The 21,018-nt window shown below is 57.2% G+C and carries 15 protein-coding genes; 10 read left to right on the top strand and 5 right to left on the bottom strand.

The window, feature by feature from the left end; all coding sequences use genetic code 11:
- Positions 1-282: 282 nt before the first annotated feature.
- The 4 genes from GSF01_RS14500 to GSF01_RS14515 all read left to right on the top strand — a co-directional run bounded on the left by GSF01_RS14500 (position 283) and on the right by GSF01_RS14515 (position 3,892).
- The gene (locus GSF01_RS14500; RefSeq protein WP_159885182.1) at positions 283-1,455 is read left to right on the top strand and encodes a YhgE/Pip domain-containing protein; all 1,173 of its coding nucleotides are present in this window, start codon (positions 283-285) and stop codon (positions 1,453-1,455) included.
- Between the two features lie 132 nt (positions 1,456-1,587).
- Positions 1,588-2,187: a TetR family transcriptional regulator gene (locus tag GSF01_RS14505; protein ID WP_159885184.1), complete on the top strand. Its 600-nt coding sequence runs from the start codon at positions 1,588-1,590 to the stop codon at positions 2,185-2,187.
- Positions 2,188-2,251: 64 nt separating this feature from the next.
- Complete coding sequence (locus GSF01_RS14510) at positions 2,252-2,542, top strand: hypothetical protein (protein ID WP_159885186.1); 291 nt, start codon at positions 2,252-2,254, stop codon at positions 2,540-2,542.
- Positions 2,543-3,118: 576 nt separating this feature from the next.
- Positions 3,119-3,892 carry an alpha/beta hydrolase gene (locus GSF01_RS14515; protein ID WP_159885188.1) on the top strand — a complete coding sequence of 258 codons (774 nt, stop codon included), beginning with the start codon at positions 3,119-3,121 and terminating at the stop codon, positions 3,890-3,892.
- Between the two features lie 98 nt (positions 3,893-3,990).
- On the opposite strand, the gene GSF01_RS14520 is transcribed toward GSF01_RS14515, so the two are convergent.
- Positions 3,991-4,146: a hypothetical protein gene (locus tag GSF01_RS14520; RefSeq protein ID WP_159885190.1), complete on the bottom strand. Its 156-nt coding sequence runs from the start codon at positions 4,144-4,146 to the stop codon at positions 3,991-3,993.
- Positions 4,147-4,389: 243 nt separating this feature from the next.
- Here GSF01_RS14520 and GSF01_RS14525 point away from each other — a divergent pair, with 243 nt between their 5' ends.
- From GSF01_RS14525 to GSF01_RS14545, 5 genes are all read left to right on the top strand, one after another.
- On the top strand, positions 4,390-10,533 hold the full coding sequence (locus GSF01_RS14525) for an alpha-amylase family glycosyl hydrolase (RefSeq protein WP_159885192.1): 6,144 nt from the start codon (positions 4,390-4,392) through the stop codon (positions 10,531-10,533).
- A 195-nt stretch (positions 10,534-10,728) separates the two neighbouring features.
- Positions 10,729-12,162, top strand: a complete 1,434-nt coding sequence (locus tag GSF01_RS14530) for an FAD-binding oxidoreductase (RefSeq protein ID WP_159885194.1) — start codon at positions 10,729-10,731, stop codon at positions 12,160-12,162.
- A gap of 3 nt (positions 12,163-12,165) precedes the next feature.
- Positions 12,166-12,702: an MFS transporter gene (locus tag GSF01_RS14535; RefSeq protein WP_159885196.1), complete on the top strand. Its 537-nt coding sequence runs from the start codon at positions 12,166-12,168 to the stop codon at positions 12,700-12,702.
- Positions 12,703-12,800: 98 nt separating this feature from the next.
- On the top strand, positions 12,801-13,589 hold the full coding sequence (locus GSF01_RS14540; protein WP_159885198.1) for a helix-turn-helix transcriptional regulator: 789 nt from the start codon (positions 12,801-12,803) through the stop codon (positions 13,587-13,589).
- A gap of 58 nt (positions 13,590-13,647) precedes the next feature.
- Positions 13,648-14,640: a zinc-dependent alcohol dehydrogenase family protein gene (locus GSF01_RS14545; RefSeq protein ID WP_159885200.1), complete on the top strand. Its 993-nt coding sequence runs from the start codon at positions 13,648-13,650 to the stop codon at positions 14,638-14,640.
- 225 nt (positions 14,641-14,865) lie between these two features.
- Here the strand turns inward: GSF01_RS14545 and GSF01_RS14550 are convergent, their stop codons facing one another.
- From GSF01_RS14550 to GSF01_RS14565, 4 genes are all read right to left on the bottom strand, one after another.
- Positions 14,866-15,240 carry an IS3 family transposase gene (locus GSF01_RS14550; RefSeq protein WP_159885202.1) on the bottom strand — a complete coding sequence of 125 codons (375 nt, stop codon included), beginning with the start codon at positions 15,238-15,240 and terminating at the stop codon, positions 14,866-14,868.
- Positions 15,241-15,562: 322 nt separating this feature from the next.
- The gene (locus GSF01_RS14555) at positions 15,563-16,966 is read right to left on the bottom strand and encodes an ABC transporter substrate-binding protein (protein ID WP_159885204.1); all 1,404 of its coding nucleotides are present in this window, start codon (positions 16,964-16,966) and stop codon (positions 15,563-15,565) included.
- A 107-nt stretch (positions 16,967-17,073) separates the two neighbouring features.
- Entirely contained in the window at positions 17,074-17,895 is an 822-nt protein-coding gene (locus tag GSF01_RS14560) for a carbohydrate ABC transporter permease (RefSeq protein WP_159885206.1), read from the bottom strand.
- On the bottom strand, positions 17,892-18,857 hold the full coding sequence (locus GSF01_RS14565; RefSeq protein WP_159885208.1) for a carbohydrate ABC transporter permease: 966 nt from the start codon (positions 18,855-18,857) through the stop codon (positions 17,892-17,894). Before GSF01_RS14565 ends, GSF01_RS14560 begins: the two co-directional genes overlap by 4 nt.
- A gap of 314 nt (positions 18,858-19,171) precedes the next feature.
- Here GSF01_RS14565 and GSF01_RS14570 point away from each other — a divergent pair, with 314 nt between their 5' ends.
- On the top strand, positions 19,172-20,977 hold the full coding sequence (locus tag GSF01_RS14570; protein WP_159885210.1) for a serine/threonine-protein kinase: 1,806 nt from the start codon (positions 19,172-19,174) through the stop codon (positions 20,975-20,977).
- The last annotated feature ends 41 nt before the right edge of the window (positions 20,978-21,018 follow it).

The following is a 21,018-nucleotide window of genomic DNA, read 5'->3' on the forward strand; positions in this document are numbered from 1 at the left end:
AACTAGAACTAAAATTTATCCGAGGACTGTTAATATTGAGAGTATTTTCATGTCGCATGCAATCCATGTTTGAAGGTGTTTTCAAGTCGCAAGAGAAAGGTTTCTATACATTTCTGGACTTTTTTTCGTTAATGAAAGTATTTTCTTGCCGTTGGACTTGAGAAGTTGACCTCCCCATTGGATTGACAAAAGATAGAAATCCGGGCTATAATTCAAACAAACGTTTAATTTAAACGAATGTTTAAGTTAAGCAGATCTTACATATAGGGGAGAGAATCATTCATGCTGCTTGCTTTTCAAGCTTATTTCAAACAGTCGGCTACGAAGATCGGAATCTTAACGGCCATGATGTTTCAAATCATTTTCAGTCTGATCTGGATGACTGGCTATAGCGGAGTTGCTGACAATACAGGCAACTTGGCGATTGCGGTTGTCAGCGACGAGCAAGGTGCCGGGCAGAAGCTGGGGGAGCAGCTCGCTGCTTCCCTGCCTTTCCGGATGATAACCGGGATCGGCCTGGAGGAGGCGCAGACGAAGCTGGAGGAGCGCGAGGTGCAGATGGTGCTGCACGTGCCGGCTGATTTCTCTAAACGGCTGCAGAGCCAAGGCGAGCAGGCAGAACTCCGCTATACGATCAATGAATCGAATCCGGTGATGATCAAGAACATGATGCAGAGCGTGGCGTCCGGCATCACGTCTTCCGTTGGCAGGGAGGCGGCGCTTCAAGGGACGGAGGTTGTTTTGAAGCAGGCGAATATGCCCGCTCCTCAGGCGCAGGCTATCGCCCAGGGGATCACCGATAAAGTGAAGTCGACGATCTCTTACACCAACCCGGTCCAGGGGATGAATAACCAGATGGTGCCGATGATGCTGGTACTGGCTTCCTATGTAGGCTCCATGATCATGGGCATGAACCTCCAGCAGGCGACCGGGATGCTGGGATCGGGCATCTCCAGATGGAGCAAGTTCGGCGCCCGTGTGCTGATCAATATTTGCTCTTCTGTCGTGATAGCGTTGATAGGGACGTCTCTGGTGGTCGCATTGGGAGGACAGCACGCTGGCGGCTTTGTCAGTGTCTGGCTGTACCAGGCTTTGTTCCTGCTCACCTTCATGTTCTTCTCTCAGATGTTCCTGATCGTCTTCGGCATGGCAGGCATGCTGCTTAATATCGCCATGCTGTCGCTTCAGCTGGTATCTTCGGGCGCTATGGTGCCGCGTGAGCTGCTGGGTAGCTTCTATCATGGCCTGAGCCAGTATCTGCCGGCGACTTATGCGGTAGACGGCGGTATGAATCTGCTCTTCGGCGGTCCGAGCGTGATGGGGGATGCGCTGTCACTGGCGATCATTCTGGTCGTTTGCGCCGCAGTCGGCTTGGCTGCGACGGGACTGCGCAAGGAAGCGGTCCAGCCGGGCTCTGCTGCGGCACCTGCGGGCGGTCCGCTGCCGGCCGGCTGAGCGGCACCCCGATCGCCCGGCTTCGCGAATGCCGCCTCTGTGAAGCCGGGCTTCCGCATGCCCTTAACTTGCCTAAAGACAAGACACATCCCATAATAGAATGAATAGAATCAACGATGAGGGGAATGCAGGATGTCTACAGGGGATACGGACATGAGGCTGCGCATCTTGTATGCGGCCAAAAAACTATTTGCCCGGCAGGGCTACGACGGGACAAGCGTCAGGCAGATCTGCGAGGAGGCGGGGGCGAACGTGGCCCTGATCTCCTATTATTTTGGCGGCAAGGAGAACCTGCTGCGCGCGATATTTGACCAATTTTTCCCCGGCAAACGGATGTCGGAGTTTGAGGAAGAACTCCAGGCGCCGGTTGGAGGGCTGACGCTGCTCATCAGGGAGATCATCTTGTTCGGTCTAGAGGACCCCGAGCTTAGCAAAATAGTGAAGCAGGAGCTTGAGCTAAGCTCTCCTCGTACCGCTATCGTGCTTGCTTTTATAGAACCGGTGTGGAGAAAGGTGCGCGAGCTGTTGGAGAAAGGGCGTGCGGAAGGCTCCTTCCAGTTCGACTCGCTGGATCACACCCTAATGTTCGTGATGGGAGCCGCTTTATCGTTCAAGAAGCTAAGTGTTCATCAGGGGCTGTTAACCGAGCCGGCCCATGAGCCGCGTACGGCTGCCGACCACATCGTCAAGCTGATGCTGACGTCATTGCGCGCACCCGGGACAAACGCCTAAACCAAGCGGGCTGATGCCGCATACCCTATATTAGTCTATAAATCCGCAGAGGAAAGGGTGAGCGATGATGCTGAGCAGGCTTCCCGGTGTGATCCGGCATGTGAATGAAGGCCTCGACGAGCTGCGGGATACGATCGATAAGATGCATTCGCTCTGTCAGACAGCCGAGCAGATGTCGCCAGTCCTGAAGCAGATTGCACAGATGGTCGCCGAGGTGCGGCAGAAAGCGGCCTCTGCAGGTCCTTCAAGCAGCCGGCCGATACGGTTAAGCGATGCGGACGGCGTCCCGCAGAAGGCACGCAAACCCCGTGCCCGGCGTTCGGTCTATCGACGGGCTACGACGGGCAGGCGTTGAAAGGGGGAGGCCGGCCTCTGCCGAATAAGGCGAGGGCGCATGGAGTAAGCGCCAGGTACAAGCCGAGGACCTGCGGTCAAGAAGCGGGCTTACGCGAGCGGCGCGGACGGAAAGGGCGCGATCCGAACAGCCTCCGCTTCCGTGTCAGACTGCTAAGCTGAGGCTGTCGATTCATTGTGGACGGCAGCGCAGTTAAGTAAAGGCTGAACGTAACGGACACCACAGTCGCTATTTCACAAAAATGGGGCCTGTTCAAATTGTAACGGACACAGACGACCTTACTTACGTCAAAACCGCATAGAATGGGCGGAAATGCACCAAATAGCGTCATCTGAGTCCGTTAGATTTTCAATATCGCGAAAATGCTGCATATAGAGACTCTAGGGTCCGTTAACGAAAGCAGAACGTTTCAACTCAGTTACTCACAATGAATCGACAACCTCAAGCTGTACTTTAGCGGCGGCGCTCCGACTTCTGAATGCGGCTCCGCTTGGCAACCGACTGCAAGCCGACTTATACTGAGAGGGGCGGGGAATGTTCCGCTCCTCATTTTCTTGTATAAAGGGGCCGATTTCTATGGCGTTAATGGAATGCCATTTCTTCTCCGAAGCTCTCGGCATGTCCACATCCATGAATGTCATTTTGCCGCAGCAAACCCGCAGTCAGATCGGCATGGCCGGCAAAAGCGGCGCAGACAAGCACCCGGTGCTGTTCCTGCTGCACGGGCTATCCGACGATCATACGATATGGCTGCGGCGCACGTCTATTGAGCGCTACGCATCGTCTCTCGGCCTCGCTGTAGTCATGCCGAATGCGAACCGGAGCTTTTATCAGGACATGGCCCATGGATTGGCCTACTGGACCTTCATAAGCGAAGAGCTGCCGGAGCTGGCGAGAAGCTTCTTCCCGCTGGCGGCGGAAAGGGAGAAGACGTTTGTCGCCGGATTGTCGATGGGCGGCTATGGGGCGATGAGACTCGGCTTGACGTATCCGGAGCGCTTCAGCGCCGCGGCAAGCCTATCCGGTGCGCTGGATGCGGCCAGGCTGGCACGGGAGTGGCTGAACCCTGCGGAAGCGGCTGCGATGTTCGGCCCAGCTGAAGGGATCGAAGGCAGCTCGCGGGATTTATTCCATCTGCTGGGCGGACTGGAGTCGGCCGCGGGACCGAAGCCGAAGCTGTACCAGTGCTGCGGCACGGAGGATTTTCTGTACGCCGACAACCAGAGATTCAAGGAAGCGGCGCAGAAGCTCGGGCTGGATTATAGGTACGAGGAGAGCCAGGGCGATCATAACTGGGCCTATTGGGACGCGGCGATTCAGCGGGTGCTGAGCTGGCTGCCTTTGGGGTAGTGCTCAGGCTCCGCGTGAATCCGACCCCCGGGCTTGTGTCAAGCAGCGGCCTCCAAAGGATGGTATAGGTATAGGCAAGGGGCCGATGGATAACGAATTCAGCCGTCTAACGGCCCCTGAATAAGGTACACGTAAGGACGTAAGATCAGCTCCATAGCTCCATATCGGGTAATCCCGCCCATACAGCTCATGATCCGTGCTTGCATCCCTGTGGGGGGAGCAACATGGTTCCGCTGCTGCGCGCGATAAGTCAATATTTTCCTCCCAGATGGTCAATTTCCTCCGCTGTTCGTCTGGCGAAACCCTTGCTATGATGACAACATATATCCCTTGCAGAACATTATGCAATCGTTTGCACGACACTTTGTAAGCGCTTGTATATGTATAGTGACCTCTATCGCTGCGCTATGCATCAAGACACCTCCAGCTCGAGCTTTCAGCGTATATCGGCTGCTATGCGGGATATCAATATGAGTCATAGGAGGGAAACACGAGCTATGTCACTTCATCGAAGCCATACGGGCCGGAAGGCTTTGGCCATCCTTACCAGCATCCTTCTGCTCGCGCAGCTGCTGATCGGTATGTCGGTTAGCCCTGTTTCGGCATGGGCGGCCGCCGAGGCTAACGGAGCCGATGCGGCAGAGACCGAACAGCCGGGCGGGAAGACCAGATGGGTAGTCGCCGGCAGCTTCCAGGGCTGGTCCAATGATTCGGCCGACACTCGAATGAAGCATCTGGTCGGCGATTTTTATGAATACGATCAGCTGCTTCCAGCGGGACGACATGAATTCAAGCTAGTCCGCAGCGGCACATGGGACGGCTTCAGCGACAACGGCAATAATTTCAGCTTCGAGCTGGACGCACCGACCTTAGTCCGTTTCTATATCAATGAAGAGCTGGGAGAAGCACGAATCTCGCTGCCGAACGTCCGGGGTCTGGCGTCCTATACGCCCGCGCTGGACAGCTCGCAGCGTCCGCGGCTTGTCGGCAGCTTGCAGCCATTGTGGGGGGAAGCGGAATGGTCGCCGGGAGAAGCCCGGCAGTTTTTCATCGATTATTACTTTAATAATACAGTCTACAAGCTGCAGCGGACTTTCCCGGCAGGCTCGTACGAGGCTAAGGTCGTATTCGGCAGCGACTGGAACCAAAACGACTATGGGGCAGAGGGCGGCCAAAATCTCAAGCTGGTGACGCTGGACCCCGCGGATGTCACGTTCACTATCGATTATGCCGCCGCTTCAAGAGTGCTGAAGCATAATTATATCGCCAGGGACGGCTCCTACGACGGGGAGATTGACAGGAGCGGCCTGTTCTTCGACAGCCGTTCGGTTACTTATAAGAAGCCGTTTGGCGCTATTGCTGCCGGCCGGCAGGAGGTGACGCTGAGGATAGCCGCCAAGAAGGATGACGTTCAGACGGCCAAGGCCGAACTGAAGGCGCCGGACGGATTATCGGCCTCGTATCCGATGCGCCGGGTAACGAGCGTCGAGGATCGGGACTACTTTGAAGTGACGATTCCATCAAGTACGTTCGCGGGCAAGATCGGCATATGGGGCTACAGCTTTACGCTCGTTGACGGCCCGACCAAGGTGGAGTACGGTGACGACGGCAACCGCGGCGGCACCGGTATCGTTAGCGGCGAAGGAGCGGTTCCCTATGATCTGACCGTCTACGATCCGGACTTCAAGACGCCGGATTGGATCAAGCACGCGGTGGTTTATCAAATTTTCCCGGACCGCTTCTTCGACGGCAACAAGGCCAATAACCGGGCAAAGCTGCTGGACGGCTCGCGCGGTGCCAACAGCCCGGACTATGCGACGGTCAAGAACGGCCAGAAGCTCCAGTACTTTGACGGAGGCGTGGACGATGATCCGGCGGCTTCGCAGGTATGGGGCGATTGGAACGCCATACCGGAAAATCCGGACCGCCTGAAGCCGGAGAATGCGCCCTATTATCCGGGGGAGAAATCCGACGGAGCGTGGACGAATGAATTTTATGGAGGGGATATCCAGGGCATCCAGCAGAAGTTGGGGTATCTGAAGGCGCTTGGCGTTACGGCCGTGTATCTGAATCCGGTAGCGTGGGCGGCTTCCAATCACAAGTACGATGCGACGGATTACAAGCATCTCGATCCGATGTTCGGCGAGCCGGTGTACTTGAGCCCGGGCGATCCGACTTCAGGGCTTGACTATGCGAAGACGCGGGAGGCGTCCGATCGGGTATTCCAGGCATTTGCCGAGGCGGCGCGCGAAGCGGGGATTCATCTCATCAATGACGGCGTATTCAATCATGTCGGCGATGACTCGATTTATTTCGACCGCTATGGGAAATACCCGGAGATCGGGGCCTACGAGTACTGGGAAAAGGTGTATGACCGGATGGATGCCACCGGCCAGTCGAGAGCGGAGGCCGAGGTGGCTGTGCGGGACTTCTTCACCAGCCAGCTCAATCCGCTGACAGGTCGCAACTACAGCTGGCCGGAGGATTTCCGTTACGTGACCTGGTTTACGGTGGAAAAGCAGAAGGTGAAGAACCGCGACGATGACGGTCTTCATTACAAGTACGATGCCTGGTGGGGCTACGACTCGCTGCCGGTCATGGACGCCAAGGAGCCTCAGACGGAGCCTACGGAATATTTGCCGGCCGATACGCTTGCGCTTCCGGGCCAGCATGAGTGGAACAGCATCCATTACCGCGATCAGGTGATCGGCCACGATCTGTCCGGGAAGCCGGACGGCGAGGCGCAGTTGTTGATGCAGGAGGTTGGCTCGCAGCGCTGGCTGTGGATGGGCTCGAGCGGTTGGAGGCTGGACGTGGCGCCGGACGTATCCGGCGGTACCTGGCAGAAATTCCGCGAGGCGGTCAAGTCGGCGGCAGGCCGGAGCAATGCTAACGGAGCGAGCATCCCGGACCCTGTGCTGATCGGCGAGGAGTGGGGCGTCGCCACCCGATATCTGCTCGGCGACCAGTTCGACTCGGTCATGAACTACCGGTTCCGCGGAGCGCTGCAGAGCTTCATGGAATCGGGCAATGCCGAAACTTTCCATCAGGCGCTGGAATCGATCCGCGAGGATTACCCGGCGGAGGCCTGGCAAGCGATGATGAACCTGGTCGGCTCGCATGATACGACCCGGTCCATTACGAAGTACGATCACCCGGAATGGGAAGAGGAGCATTTGATCAAGGCGCCGGAGGCCAGCGCCAACGCGCTAAGGCAGCAAGCGCTCACAGCCATTTTTCAACTGGGCTACCCGGGTGCGCCGACCATCTATTACGGCGATGAGGTCGGAATGACCGGAACGAAGGACCCGGACTCGCGGCGCGCTTTCCCTTGGGAGCGGGTTAAGGAGCTGGGCGGCGGCGCTTATACTGCAGAGGGCGTCTACCAGGAGCTGTTCGACACATACCGGAAAGCCGCGGAGATCCGCCACAGCGAGCCGGTGTTCCGCACAGGCGAGCTGAAGCTGGCTTATGCCAAGGGAGATACGATCGCTTATGCCCGCAAGAACGAGAAGAAGGGGGCGCTGCTCGTCATCAACCGCAGCAAGACGGCACAGACGATAGAGGCCGATGTCGCAGGCTTCCTGCCAAACGGACTGTTGCTGAGCGATCGGCTGCACGGCGAGGCGCAGGCAGCGGTTGCCGGCGGCAAGGCGAGCTTGACCGTGCCGGCCCAGACGGGTCTGATGCTGGTATCGACAGGCGAGCTTCAGACCGTGGATCGGGTTAAGGGGCTGAGCGCGCAGGGCCTCGACGGCAGCGTGGAGCTGTCCTGGCAGCCCGTCGCAGGCGCCGAGCAGTACCAGGTGTACCGGGCGGCGATCGAGGGCGGTCCGGTGATATTGGCCGGTACGACGGCCGGCGTCAGCTTCACGGATACGTCCGTGGTCAACGGGACGAAGTACTACTATGCGGTAACGGCTGCGATCGGCAGCGGGGAGAGTCTGCTGAGCGACACGGCTTCGGCGACACCGGCCTATCACGTGAATGGAGTCGGAGCCCCTTCAGCGGTGACGGCTGCGGTGTATGCCGGTATCGGTCGGACGACCGGACCGATCACGGTAGGCATCAGCGTATACGGGCTTACGGATAATCCCGTTTATGCGGGCAAGGAAGCGCCGGGACTGCTGGCCCGACTGGCTTACTACAAGGAAGGGACCGATCCTGCCGACGCGCAGGATACGAAGCTGCGCTATCAGTCGGACAGCGGGCGGTCCAAAGTATATGAGGCGGCCTTCGAGCCGACGGAGGCCGGGGTGTACCATTACTATGCGAAGGCTTCGACCGACCAGGGCGAGCGCTTCACGGTTTCGCCGACTGTGACCTTCGAGGTATATGCCGATCCGGATGACACGACGCCGCCGGCAGCCCCTGTGCTTGCCGCGTTTACAGTCGAATCGAACCGGGCGCATGTGAACTGGACGCCATCGGACGACACGGCCGCAGGCTACGACATTTATCGCAAGGCGGGAAGCGAGACGACGTTCCGCAAAATAGCGACGCTGGATAAAACGGCGGTTAGCTATATCGATTATGCGGTCAGCAACGACACGACCTATGTGTACCGGGTTGCCGCATTCGACCAGGCTTACAACCGAGCTTTCTCGGCCGAGCAGGCGGTGACGCCGAGATTGGTGATGGTGGATGTAACGCTTCGCCTGCATATCCCGCCCTACACGCCGACCAGCGATGATATTTATATCGCAGGCAGCCTGAACGGCTGGAATTCGAGCGGCACGAAGCTCAGCGTACCGAGCGGAGCGACCGACCGCAATGTGGTCGAGTATTCCTTCAAGATGATGGCCGGCAAGTCGATCGATTACAAATATACGCGGGGCTCCTGGGACACGGAGGCTCTTACGAGCCACAGCAGGCAGTCGAACGACACGACGGACCTCGGCAACTGGGCGTACAGCTCGACGGACACGAACATGCAGCTTACGATTGCAAACCAGGGCGGCAACAAGATGATTGTCGACGACTACGTGCTGCGCTGGGTCGATATGCCGCTGATCGTGTCGATGCCACGCATTTCTTACGGCGAAGATATCAGCTTCTCGACGGAGGACGAGAGCTTCACCCTCAAAGCCGACGTTCCTTACGGCGTTGCTTTTACGATCAACGGACAGCCGCTGCCGCCGGGGGCTATGGACGCTTACGGCCGTGTCGAGCTTGCGGGATTGCCGCTGAAGCCGGGGCCCAATGCGTTCGAGCTCCATATCGAACCGACAGCGGAAACGCTAAGCCAGCCGTGGTATACGGATAAGGGACGCAAGAGCCAGGCGACGAAGACCGTGCTGATGACCATTACTCGCACGTCCGGCGGGACTTCGCATCCGACCGATCCCGAAGGCGGAGGGGGCACAGACCCGACCGATCCGGGTAGCGGGGGAGGGAACGACTCGGGCAGTAGTGGAGACGGCGGCAATAGCAGCGAGAGCGCCGGCTCAGGCGGGAGCCCGGCAGCAGGAGGCACAGGCTCTGCGCCTGGCGGGAAAACGAAAGTCGTCAGCGAAGCGGAGCTGACGACTGCCAGCGGAGGCAAGGTAACGCTGGAGCTTCCAGCGGGGCATACCGCTCTGCGGCTTCCGTACGATGCGGGAGACCTTGTAGGCGCAGCCTCGCTTGAGATCAAGGGAGCGGGCGTTGCCATTCAGCTTCCCGCTTCGGTACTCCAGGCTGCCGGCAAACTGCTGACAGCTGACCAAGCAGCGGATGCGCATATCGCTATCCGCGTGGAGCAGGTCGACAAGAGCCGCACCGCGTCGCTTCTGGCGCAAAGCTCAGACAAGGCAGCTGCGGGACTGAAGGCGGCAGGGCCGCTGTACCGCTTCACTATCGAAGCTGTAGCCGGGGATGGCCGCACCGTGAAGCTGGAGAGCTTCAAGGAGCCGGCGCTTCTCACCTTCGACATCGCCAAGGGCAGCGACGGGCCGCTTGTCGGCATCTACCTCCTGGGCGACAGGGGCGAGCTCGAATACCTGGGCGGCTCGGGAGGCCAGAGCAAGCTGACAGCGGGCGTGAGCCGCTTCGGTACTTATGCGGCGCTGGAGTTCGACAAGCGCTTCGAGGATGTGACGGCTGCCCACTGGGCGTCCCGTACGATCAAGGAGCTGGCGGCGAAGCATATCGTCAGCGGCGATGAGGAGCTCCGATTCGCTCCGGAGCGGACGGTTAGCCGGGCGGAATTCGCGGCGATGCTCGTTCGTTCGCTAGGCGATACCTCCGCCATCGCACGAGAGCAGGGACAGACGGCCGCGTTTGACGATGTGGCCGGTGACAAGTGGTACGCGCCTGCCGTTAGCGAAGCGGTCAGGCTGGGCATAGCAGGCGGCCGCTCCTCAACCAGCTTCGCTCCTGAAGAGCGGATCACGAGGGAGGAGATGGCCGTCATGATGGTCCGCGTTTACGGACTGCTGACGGAAGGCGAAGCGCCATTGTCTGCGGGGGGAGAGGCTCCTTTTGCCGATGGGCAGCTGATCGGCGAGTGGGCTAAGCCTTATGTGAGCACCGCAGCCGGGCTTGGTCTGGTACAGGGCAAGGGTGACGGGGTATTCGACCCGTCAGGGCCTGCGACCCGGGCTGAGAGTGCGCAGGTCATCTGGAACCTGCTGAAGCTTCGGGCTGGAAACAACCTGTAAGCGGAATATTTCTTCATCGAGATCATCCTGGCAACCCTCCGTGCGCACTCTGCGCGCGGAGGGTTGTTTGGTTTCTTGGCAGTCGGAACCCCGGTACTACATAAAGTTAGTACTACGTCGCCCAGCCGTCCGGGGGTAAAATGGAGCTAATAACCGGCTCTGGAGAAGCCCTATTTTGCGGAAGGACCGACAGCCATGAAAAAATCGCTTGCGCTCCTGCTATTGGCAGCCGTCTGCATATGGCAATATGTTCGATACGATACGCCCGATCAAGATCCGTTCCTCATTACCGACTACAGCCGTCTGCACCCGGTCAAGGTGGAGAAGGTGGTTGCGGGGCGGGAGGAGGAGCAGTTGATCGGCTTGTTGAAAGAGGCTCGGGAACGGAAGCTGACGGTATCGATCGCGGGGCAGAGGCACAGCCAGGGAGGACATACGTATTACAAGGACGGCATCGTTCTGGACATGACCTCTTTTAAGCGAATTCTGTCCTTCGACCCGGCGGGGAAAACGATACGCGTACAGGCTGGAGCTACCTGGAAGGATATTCAGGACCATATAAACCCTTACGGGCTGTCCGTTAAAACCATGCAATCCCAAAATATTTTTACCGTAGGCGGCTCCATCAGCGTCAATGCCCATGGCCGGGATATCCGCAACGGATCGCTGATCAAAAGCGTCGAGTCGTTCCGGCTGCTGACGGCGGAGGGCGAGATCAAGCAGGTGAGTCGGGAAGAGAATGCGGTGTGGTTTCCTTTGGTTCTAGGCGGATACGGCTTGTTCGGCATCATTCTGGATGTGACCTTGACACTTACGGACGACGAGGTATACAGGACGGGCATGCAGCAGATCAAAGTGGAGGATTATCCCCAGTATTTCAGGCAAGAGGTTCAGTCTGACCCGGATATTCATATGCATATGTCCCGTATTTCTGTGGCTCCGGACCATTTCCTGACCGATATGTATGCCATTAATTATAGGGTCGACTCTACCATTCCCCTTCAGGAACAACGGAGCCTATCGACTCGCGAGGCCTGGGTCATTCCGACCAAGCTGGCCTTTCAGCTGAATCGTGCCTCCGACTGGGGAAAAAACCTGTTCTGGACCTGGCAGGAGAAGTACTTTGCCACGCAGCAGGGCGAGATCATCAGCCGTAATAATGCGATGCGCTCGGAGTCGGCATTTATGGTCTACCACGCCCCGGGGAAAAATGACCTGCTTCAGGAATATTTCATTCCTCTGGATCAGTTTCCCAGCTTCGTGAAAAGCCTCCGGACGGTGGCGCAGGAGGAGAAGCTGAATCTATTGAACATTACGGTCCGTTACGTGAACCGGGATGAGGAGGCGGTGCTTTCGTATGCCAAGGAGGATATGTTTGCTCTGGTCTGCTTATTCCATGCGCCGCTCTCCGACGATGGACAGCTCAGGTTCCGTAAAGGCGTCGGGCGGATCATCGACAGCGTGATCCGGCATCGCGGGTCGTACTACTTGCCCTATGCCGCCTATCCCGGCAAAGAGCAGTTCCAGATCGTCTATCCAAGACATCGCGAGTTTTTCTTGCAGAAGGAGCTGCTGGACCCTGGGCGTCTGTTTATGAATGACTTCTATGACCAATACAAGGGAGAGTAGCCGATGAAGCTGAAATGGCTGATCCAGTCCCAAAGCATAGCTACGCTGGCCGCAGGCATGGTGTATCCGTACTACCTGCTGTTTCTGAAAAACCTGGGCAACAGCTACTCCAAATACGGCTTGGCCTTCGCGGTGTTCACCATCAGCTCCGCTGCGGTCTCAAGCTGGCTTGGCGGCCGTCTGGACCGGTATGGCCAGCGGCTGTTGCTAACCGGATCGCTCGGTATGATGCTGGTCATGTTAGCTTTTCCATGGGTGCAATCCTTTATCTGGGTGCTGGTTCTTCAGGTCGCCATGGGCGCCTGCAGCGCCATGCAAAAAATGAGTGAGCGGCTGCTGCTCGCCGATATCACGGAAAAAGGCGCACGCGGGGGAGCGATAGGCGCACATCAATTTTGGACCTCTGCGGCTTCCGGGTTCGCTGTCATCCTTGGCGGATATTTGATGGACTGGCTTACGATCGACGCTTTATTTTATACGAGCGCCCTGCTATACGGGATAAGCGCCTGGATGATCCGGCGTGGATGGCTTCGTTCCTGATTCGAAAATTACCGTATCCGGATAAAGAAAAATGTGGTAAAATAAATACGAACTTTTGTTCTGTTCCATCCACAAAGATCCGGAAAGAAGGTACAGGCATGACAAACGATCGGTATTCAGAAATAGACGGAGTGATTTCCTATATCCATGAAAGTATCTCTGAGCCGCTTCTGCTCTCCCGATTGGCCGATTTTGCAGGCTACAGTCCGTACCATTTCACGCGCATTTTCAAAGAAAGGGTCGGCCTTCCTCCGCTTTATTACGTATCCTCCCTCCGGCTTCAGAAGGCCAAGGATTTGCTGCTGCGCACGAATCTGAGCATACGCGATATCAGTCTGGAGATCGGGCAGCAAAGTCTGGGGACGTTTACGTCCCGATTTACCGAGCGGGTAGGGATGACGCCTTCGCAATTCCGCCATTCGGCCCAGCAGACGGATACATACCTGACTACCTTGAAGAAGCTCGACGACTGGCGCTCCTTGCAGCCTGCCTTGCATTCACATGCCCGGATAGAAGGGACCATCGAAGCGGAGGTTCCATTCGAAGGCTTCATCCTGCTGGGGCTGTTCGCCAAGCCGATACCCGAAGGGCTCCCTTTATACGGTACGCTGCTGTCCTCGCTTGGAACGTTCTGTTTGACGGGCGTTAAGCCGGGTACTTATTATTTGATGGCTACATCGGTAGCGTGGGGGATGCAGGCGATGGACGTGCTGCTTCCACAGACCACGCTGCGGACCCGATCGAGAGAGCCGATACGGGTTAAGCCATACTCCCCGGTTCCTCACCAGCAGGTCACGCTTCATCTTCCCCGGCTTGATGATCCCCCGATCCTGATCTCCCTACCCGTATTGATGAATAATTTCCTCAATCGGGTGCCGGTCCATTGATTTCCGTATATAATATGGGTTTCGGGGCATAACGACCGCGACAAAGGAGACGGCTTGGGTGGAAGGCACATACATAACCTATTACACATATGGCAACCCTCGGGATGTCCTTAAAATTGAGTGCAGACGGTCGGAGCGACCGGGGCCCGGCGAATTGGTCGTGCGTATGACTCTCGCTCCTATCAATCCTTCTGATCTTATTCCGGTTCGGGGGGCCTACGCTCACCGTATGACTTTGCCTCTTATTCCCGGGTATGAGGGAGTGGGAACGGTCGTGGAGGTAGGACCGGGCGTTGCTGCATCGGAATGGCTGGGGAAACGCGTGCTTCCGCTGAGAGGGGAAGGGACCTGGCAGGAGTATGTGAAAGCTCCGGCAGCGTGGGCCGTTCCTGTACCCGATGCCGTGGAGGACTATACAGCCGCCCAATTGTACATTAACCCTGTAACGGCATGGCTGACATGTACCGAAGTGCTCGCGCTGAGAGGAACCGGAGGAACCCTGCTGGTCAACGCTTGCGGCTCTGCGATCGGCAGGCTGTATACGCAGTTGTCCCAGGTGCTTGGCTTCCGCCTGATCGCGGTGACGCGAAGCTCCCGGCATACGGCAGAGCTGCTGAGGCTTGGAGCCGAGCATGTCATCGATACATCCCGGTGCTCCTTGCACGCTTCGGTTATGGAGATAACGAAAGGCCGCGGAGCGGATGCCGCCGTAGATTCAGTGGGAGGCTCGGCCGGGTTGGAGCTTGCGAGCTGCTTAAAGCCTGAAGGCAGCTATGTTACCATCGGGCTTTTATCGGGCGAGCCGATCAATTGGGCAGATCTGATGCGGACCTCCAAGGTGAGCGCGAAGCTGTTTCATCTACGGCATTGGAACAAGGAGGCTACGACACAAGCCTGGCAGGACATCTTTCATCAGATCATCGGCTTGCTGGGCAGTGGCAGCATGACGTTCAGAAAGCCAGCGGCCAGCTATCCTCTATCGGCCGTACACGAAGCCGTAAGTGCCGCCGAATCGGGGAAGGGAGCCAAAATTTTTTTGACAAGCGGATGAGTCTGTCGTCGGAAGGACTGTCCTCAACATTCCTTGGGCTGTAGCCTGGAGGGTAGCGCTTATTTCAAAGTGCCCATACTCCGGGTCATTTGTGTTTTGTGCTCAATTCGGCGAGGGTCGGGCAGATTCTCTGCTGAGGGAGGTAAGCTCGGCGCATCACTTCCCCTGCCCGACTAAGCGAGTGGAGGACTTGGCTACTGGGAGCAATGAGGATGGAGCCACAGCTCATTGATCCCGATCATCGTGCGATTTCTCGGAAGTCTGCGGGGAACTTGCTCGTCTTTTTCGTTGCTGCTGAAGAACGCCTAATTCTTTGCATAGACGATACGCTTTTTTCTTGTTTAGAATCAAGCCACGTTCCTTACGTAGATGCTGGGCAAGAAGTTTGTAACCATAGACGTGCTCCTCACCTTCAAGAAGCTCCATTAACCATTCCTTGATCTGTTTGTCCTGAACTTCCTCACCCGAATGTGTACGGGAGTATCCAGGAACCGGACGTCCTTTTCTGTTTTTTGAAGGGCGGTCATCCTGAGTTTTTCGTTTCCGACGGTCATAGTACGTAGATTCGTTGATTTCTAAGATGCTTAGGAGCACGTACATCCATTTGCTTCCTGACGGGACCCAAGGTAGAGGAATGTGAAAAAAAGCCTGCACGAATGCGGGAATTTCAGGTCCGTTGTTCATTTTGGGCCTAAATTGATGTGGATTTGCAGGCATTGGAAGGGTGAGATAACTGGCCAGCATTAAGCGATGGGGAGTAGGGAGCACGGTAGCGAACTGAGAGCACATGCGGACTCGGAGGTACACGTGTAAGCCCGAGGGCAAGCGTGCGAGATCATAGCGCCCTCGGAAAAGCTCTGGAATGCGAAAAAGCCCGGCCAGCGGCCAGACTTTTCCTCTCGTATGTTCAACAAGCTTCGTCCTACTTGGCAACCGTTTTGTTGTATTGCCCGATTTTGTTGCTGATTTCCTTGGCTGCGCCCTCCAGCGCTTCCTTCGGCTGTTTCTTGTTATTCAATGCTTCTTCGATGGCCGTCTCCGTCAATTGGCGCGCCTCAGGGAAGACGCCCATGACCGCACCTTGGGTCGCCTGGTTAGGCTTCGTGGCATGAAGCTGATCGATCGCGGTTTTAAACTGCGGATACTTCGTCAGGTTATCTTTAACCAATTGCTCGTCATACGCCTTCTTGGTAATAGGGAAGTAGCCCGTGTTCACGCTCCAATAAGCTTGCTGCTTCGCATCGGCCAGGAATTTGATGAATTCCCAGGCGCCTTGCTGCTCGGCATCGGAGCGGTTGTTCAGCATATACAGGCTGGCTCCGCCGACGATGACTCCGCCGTCCTTGGCATCGGCAGGCTTGGGAAGAAAGCCGGTGCCGACCTCGAACTTGCCTTCCGCGGAGCTGACGATGCCGCGCAGCGAAGCGGTGGAATCGAGGGTCATGGCGATCTGACCGGCAGCGAACGCTTTTTTCGTATCGTCGGTTTTGCGGCCCAGATTCAGCAGGCTTTTTTCATCCACCAGCTGCTTCCACCAAGTGAGCGTCTTCACTCCTGCATCCGAAGCGAGCAGCGACTCGGTTGCCAGGCTGGCGCGGCCGTTGCCGTTGTTCAGCAGCTCCGCTCCCTGGTTGGCGAAAAACTGTTCCATGAACCAGCCGTAGATAGCAAACGACCCGCCCGCTTGTCCATCCTTGGTCAGCTTCTTAGCGGCAGCAGCCAATTCCTCATAGGTAGCCGGTGGTTTCTCCGGATCCAGACCTGCGGCTTTAAACATATCCTTGTTATAGTACAGAATCGGATTAGAGGTGTTGAAAGGCATCGAGTAGAGCTTGCCATCCACGCGATAATAATTCAAAATATTGTCTTCGAGCGACGAGATGTCGTATTTTTCTTTATCGATAAAGTTTTGAACCGGCGTGATGGCCTTGGAGTCGATCATGAAGCGGCTTCCGATCTCATACACCTGAATGAGGGCAGGACCGCTCTTGGAATCCATCGAGGCTTTCATTTTGGTCAAGCTTTCGTCGTAGGTGCCTTGAAATACAGCTTCGACCGTCACGTCTTTCTGTGAAGCGTTGAAGTCGGCTACCAGCTTGTCCACGGCTTTGCCTAGCTCGCCGCTCATCGAGTGCCACCAGACCACCTTAACGGGCGTACTGGCTGGCGCCGGTGCTGGCTTGGCGTCCTCAGTAGTCGGCTTAGGCTCGGCGGATGAGGCTTGACCCCCGGTCGCAGGTGAAGTAGTGCCACCGCAAGCGGCGGTTAAAGCCATCAGGCCGGACAGAACGAGGGGAAGTGCTGCTTTCGAATTCAGAAGCTTCATGATCTTGGATTCTCTCCTTTGATTTCGCTTATTATCTATAAGGATAGAGCGCCGTCGCCGGCAGTTAACCGGCAGAAGGGGCGCGCTATTACGGGGGGACAGGGGGGTTACCCCTTCAATGCTCCGGCCGTCATGCCGCCCACCAGCTGCTTCAAGCCGAAAAGGAGCAGCAGCAGGGAGGGGAGCAGGACGAGGACCACGCCGGCCAACACCAGATTCCAGGAGGTCATTTCCTCAAATTGAAGCATGCTGATGCCAATCTGTACGGTGCGCCGCTCTTCTCCGTTGGTCACGAGCAGCGGCCACAGATACATGTTCCAGTGGGTCAGGAACGAATACACGCCGAGTGTGGCAAGCGCGGGCTTCGACAGCGGAAGCACCAGCCTGGTGAAGCTGCGCATATGTCCGCAGCCGTCAATTTTGGCCGCCTCGAACAGCTCCTTGGGCAGCTGCAGGAACCATTGGCGCAGCAGGAAGGTGCCGAACGCCGTCGCCAGGAACGGCACGATCAGAGCTTGATAGGTATCGAGCCAGCCCCAGCTTTTAACGTTGAGATAATTGGGGATGATCGTGACCTCCCAAGGAATCATCATCGTGGAGAGAAAGAGCGCGAAGAGCGCTGTTTTGCCGAAAAATCGCAGGTAAGCGAACGCGTAGGCAGCCAGACTCGCCGTCAGCAGCTGACCCAGCATGATGGCGGTAGAGACGAGAAAGCTGTTGAGAATAAACCGGCCTACGGGAATAAGCTCTCCGACCTCTATGAAGTTCGCGAGATTGAAGCTGCCGGGAATAAACGTCGGCGGGTACGAGATGGATTCCGCGTTCGTCATCAGGGAAGCCGAGATCGCATACAGGACGGGATACAGGACGGCGGCCGCGGCCGTAATCAGCAGCAGGAAGGCAAGTACGCGCTGCAAGCGTGCGATCATTGGTAATGCACCTTCCTTTCCAAGAAGCGGAATTGGATGATGGTCAGTAGGAAGACGATGGCGAACAGCACAAGCGCCATGGCGCTGCCGCTGCCGAACCGGAAGTTGACGAAAGCTTCCCGATAAATATGAAATACCATGACATCCGTACTGTTCATGGGACCGCCTTTGGTCAAAATATGAATTTGTCCAAAGGATTGGAACGCGCCGATCACCGATACGATAGCCGAGAAGAAGAGGGATGGCGATACGAGCGGCAGCATGATGCGGAAGAAGGCTCGGATCGGGCCTGCACCGTCGATTTTGGCGCTCTCCCCGATATCCTCGGGGATGCTCTGCAGCCCGCTCAGCAGCACGATATACGTAAACCCCAGATTCATCCAGACGGTCATGATGGAAATGGACAGCATGGCCCAGGAAGGATCAGTCAGCCATTGGACGGGCGGAAGACCGACGACGGTAAGCAAATAGTTCAGGGTTCCGAGCGTAGGATGAAAGAGCATCATCCAGATGACCGATCCGGTGCCGACGGAGATAGCGACAGGCAGCGAAAAGATGAAGCGGAAGGTCTTTATGCCGCGCATGGGCCTATAGGAAAGAGCGGCAAGCAGGAGCGCGGCGGCGATGCCCGTAGGGACTGTCCACGCCGTAAAGGATAGCGTCGCGCCCAGGCTTTTGTAGAACAGCTCGGAGGCGAACAGTTCTTTGAAGTTATCCAATCCGACGTAAGCGGCTATCCGTCCCCTTGGATCGGTCAGATGAAGACTCAGGTAGACCGACTTGAACAGCGGATAAAACAAGAACACGGCGAACAGGGCGAGTGAGGGAAGTAGAAAAGCATAGGCCAGCGCATGCTCCCGAAGCTTTACGGAGCGGAGCGACTGCGAACGGACGACGCTTGCCGTCGATGTTTTGCCGCCCTGCTTGAGTCGTGAGAGAGCGGCCGGTTTGATGGCGGACATGGCACGGACCTCCTGAGGTAACTTGTCGAACGTTCTTCATTATAAGGACGGTCTGTTAACGACATGTTAGCGGCACCTAAAGGAATTGTGGAGACGGAGACCGATATTCACAATTAATTAGTATTAGACGACAAAGATTAGGCTTGCATATTTGGAAATATTGTGATAATTTAATATCAAATTACAAGCTTCCGGCGAACCGCTGCTTGGTTACCGGGATATAATGAAATGTGCGGAGGAACCGCCTGCATCATGCCTGTTTGGCATGATCGGGCGGTTTTTTGTCTTGGCGTGAAAGGGAGTGAACGATAACGATGCGGAATTCGCCGCGCGGCATCCAGGCTGGAGAGTTGCTGGCGGGCAGGTACAGGATCGCAGCCCCGCTGGGGAGCGGGGGGACGAGCCGGGTTCTGCTTGCCGAGGATGAGAAGCTGCCCGGAAAGCGGTGGGCGGTGAAAGAGCTGCCTATCGGGGAGGCAGCGGGCGGTTGGCCGAGCGGCCGCGATGTCGAGGATTCGGTCATGCTGAGGCAGGCGATGTTGGAGGAAGCGGAGACGATGAGCCGTCTGGCTCATCCGAGCTTGCCGGATATCGTCGACATCGTGCCTATGAACCGGGAAGGCTTTCTTTATCTGATTATGGAGTTTATCGATGGGGAGACGCTGCAGGAGCGCTTTGTACGAGTTGGGGGAAAAATGGAGGCGGAGCCGGTAGTAGAGCTGGCGCTTCAGCTATGCGCTTTGCTCGACTATCTGCATACCTCAGGGCCGCAGCCTATTATTCATCGCGACCTGAAGCCCGCCAACCTGATGATCGATGCGAATGGACGGGTGAGGCTGATCGATTTCGGCACTGCCCGTCGATTCAAGCCGGGCGGGGCTGGAGATACCGTTAACCTCGGCACGATAGGCTTCGCTGCGCCGGAGCAGTATGACGGCAGGCAGAGCGATCCCCGCACCGATCTGTATGGACTCGGGGCGCTGATGTATTACCTGCTCAGCGGGGGAGCCTATTATGATCCGCTGGAGCAGGGCCGGTTGCAGAGGCTGCAGCCTCCGGACCTAGAGCCGATCATCTTCAGGCTGCTGCGGGCAGCTCCGGACGAGCGCTATGCAACGGCACGGGACGCGGCGGCTGCGCTGAGGGGCTGGCTCGCGGACAGGCGCCGTGCCGCTGGGCCCGCTGCAGGCGACGCGGGAACGATTTCCGGCTCTGTCTGGAGACCGCCGCTTGTCATCGTCGTCGGTTCGCTGTATCGAGGAGCGGGAGCGACCTTCGTCGCGCTGGCGCTGGCCCAGGCTTTGGAGGAAAGCGGCGTGCCCCATGCGTTGATCGAGCCGCCGTCCCCGAGGCCGGAGCTTGCTGCCTTATTGTTCGCGGTTAAGAACGAGCCCCCGAATTATCGCTACTACGATGAGGCCGCCCGGCAAGGGGGGCTGTATAGCGAGGAGATCCGGTGGGAGAGAGGCTACACCCTTTGGCTGCCAGCCTCCGATACGGGTCTGCCTTCGACATCGAGGTCAGGATTCGGTCAGCTGTCGACGACCGGAAGCCCGGGTACTGTCCCTATGGCATTTGGCGAAGCGGGGGCATGGTTCAAGCTGATTCATACGCTCCGCAGGCCAGTGACCATCGTCGATATCGGCGACCGCTGGGAGGAGCCGGAGGCGGCCGCCCTGCTGGAGACGGCGACGGATATCGTTTATGTAGTCGATCCGTTGATCCACAAGTTGCAGATGGCGGCCAGCGAGAGGCGTTTGGGGATGCTGCTGGACGGGATAGAGCCCGGCTGTCGTCGGCATGCCTTCGCGAACAAGTTCACGGGCAAAGCGGATCGCCGTTCCTGGCTTCAGCTGCTTCCCGAACCGGTCGGCTGCATACTGCCATTGGTGGATTTCAGCCTGGCGGCCGATGCTGTCTGGAACGGACGGTTGCCCACGGAGCATCCGCTAATCTGGAATGCTGTTCGTTATCAAGTACAACAGTGGGTAAGACGAAGCCTTCCGGTAGAGCTGGGAAACGACTTTGATCGACAACGGGGAGGAACGTCGCTGTACCGACGGTGCATGCAGTGGTTTATGCCGCTGCGAACAAGTCAGAGAAGGGAGGATTCGCCATGATCAATCGTTATCGCCACCGGCTAAGGAAGATGGTGAGAAAT

The sequence above is a fragment of the Paenibacillus puerhi genome (assembly GCF_009846885.1).
Taxonomy (GTDB): domain Bacteria; phylum Bacillota; class Bacilli; order Paenibacillales; family NBRC-103111; genus Paenibacillus_G; species Paenibacillus_G puerhi.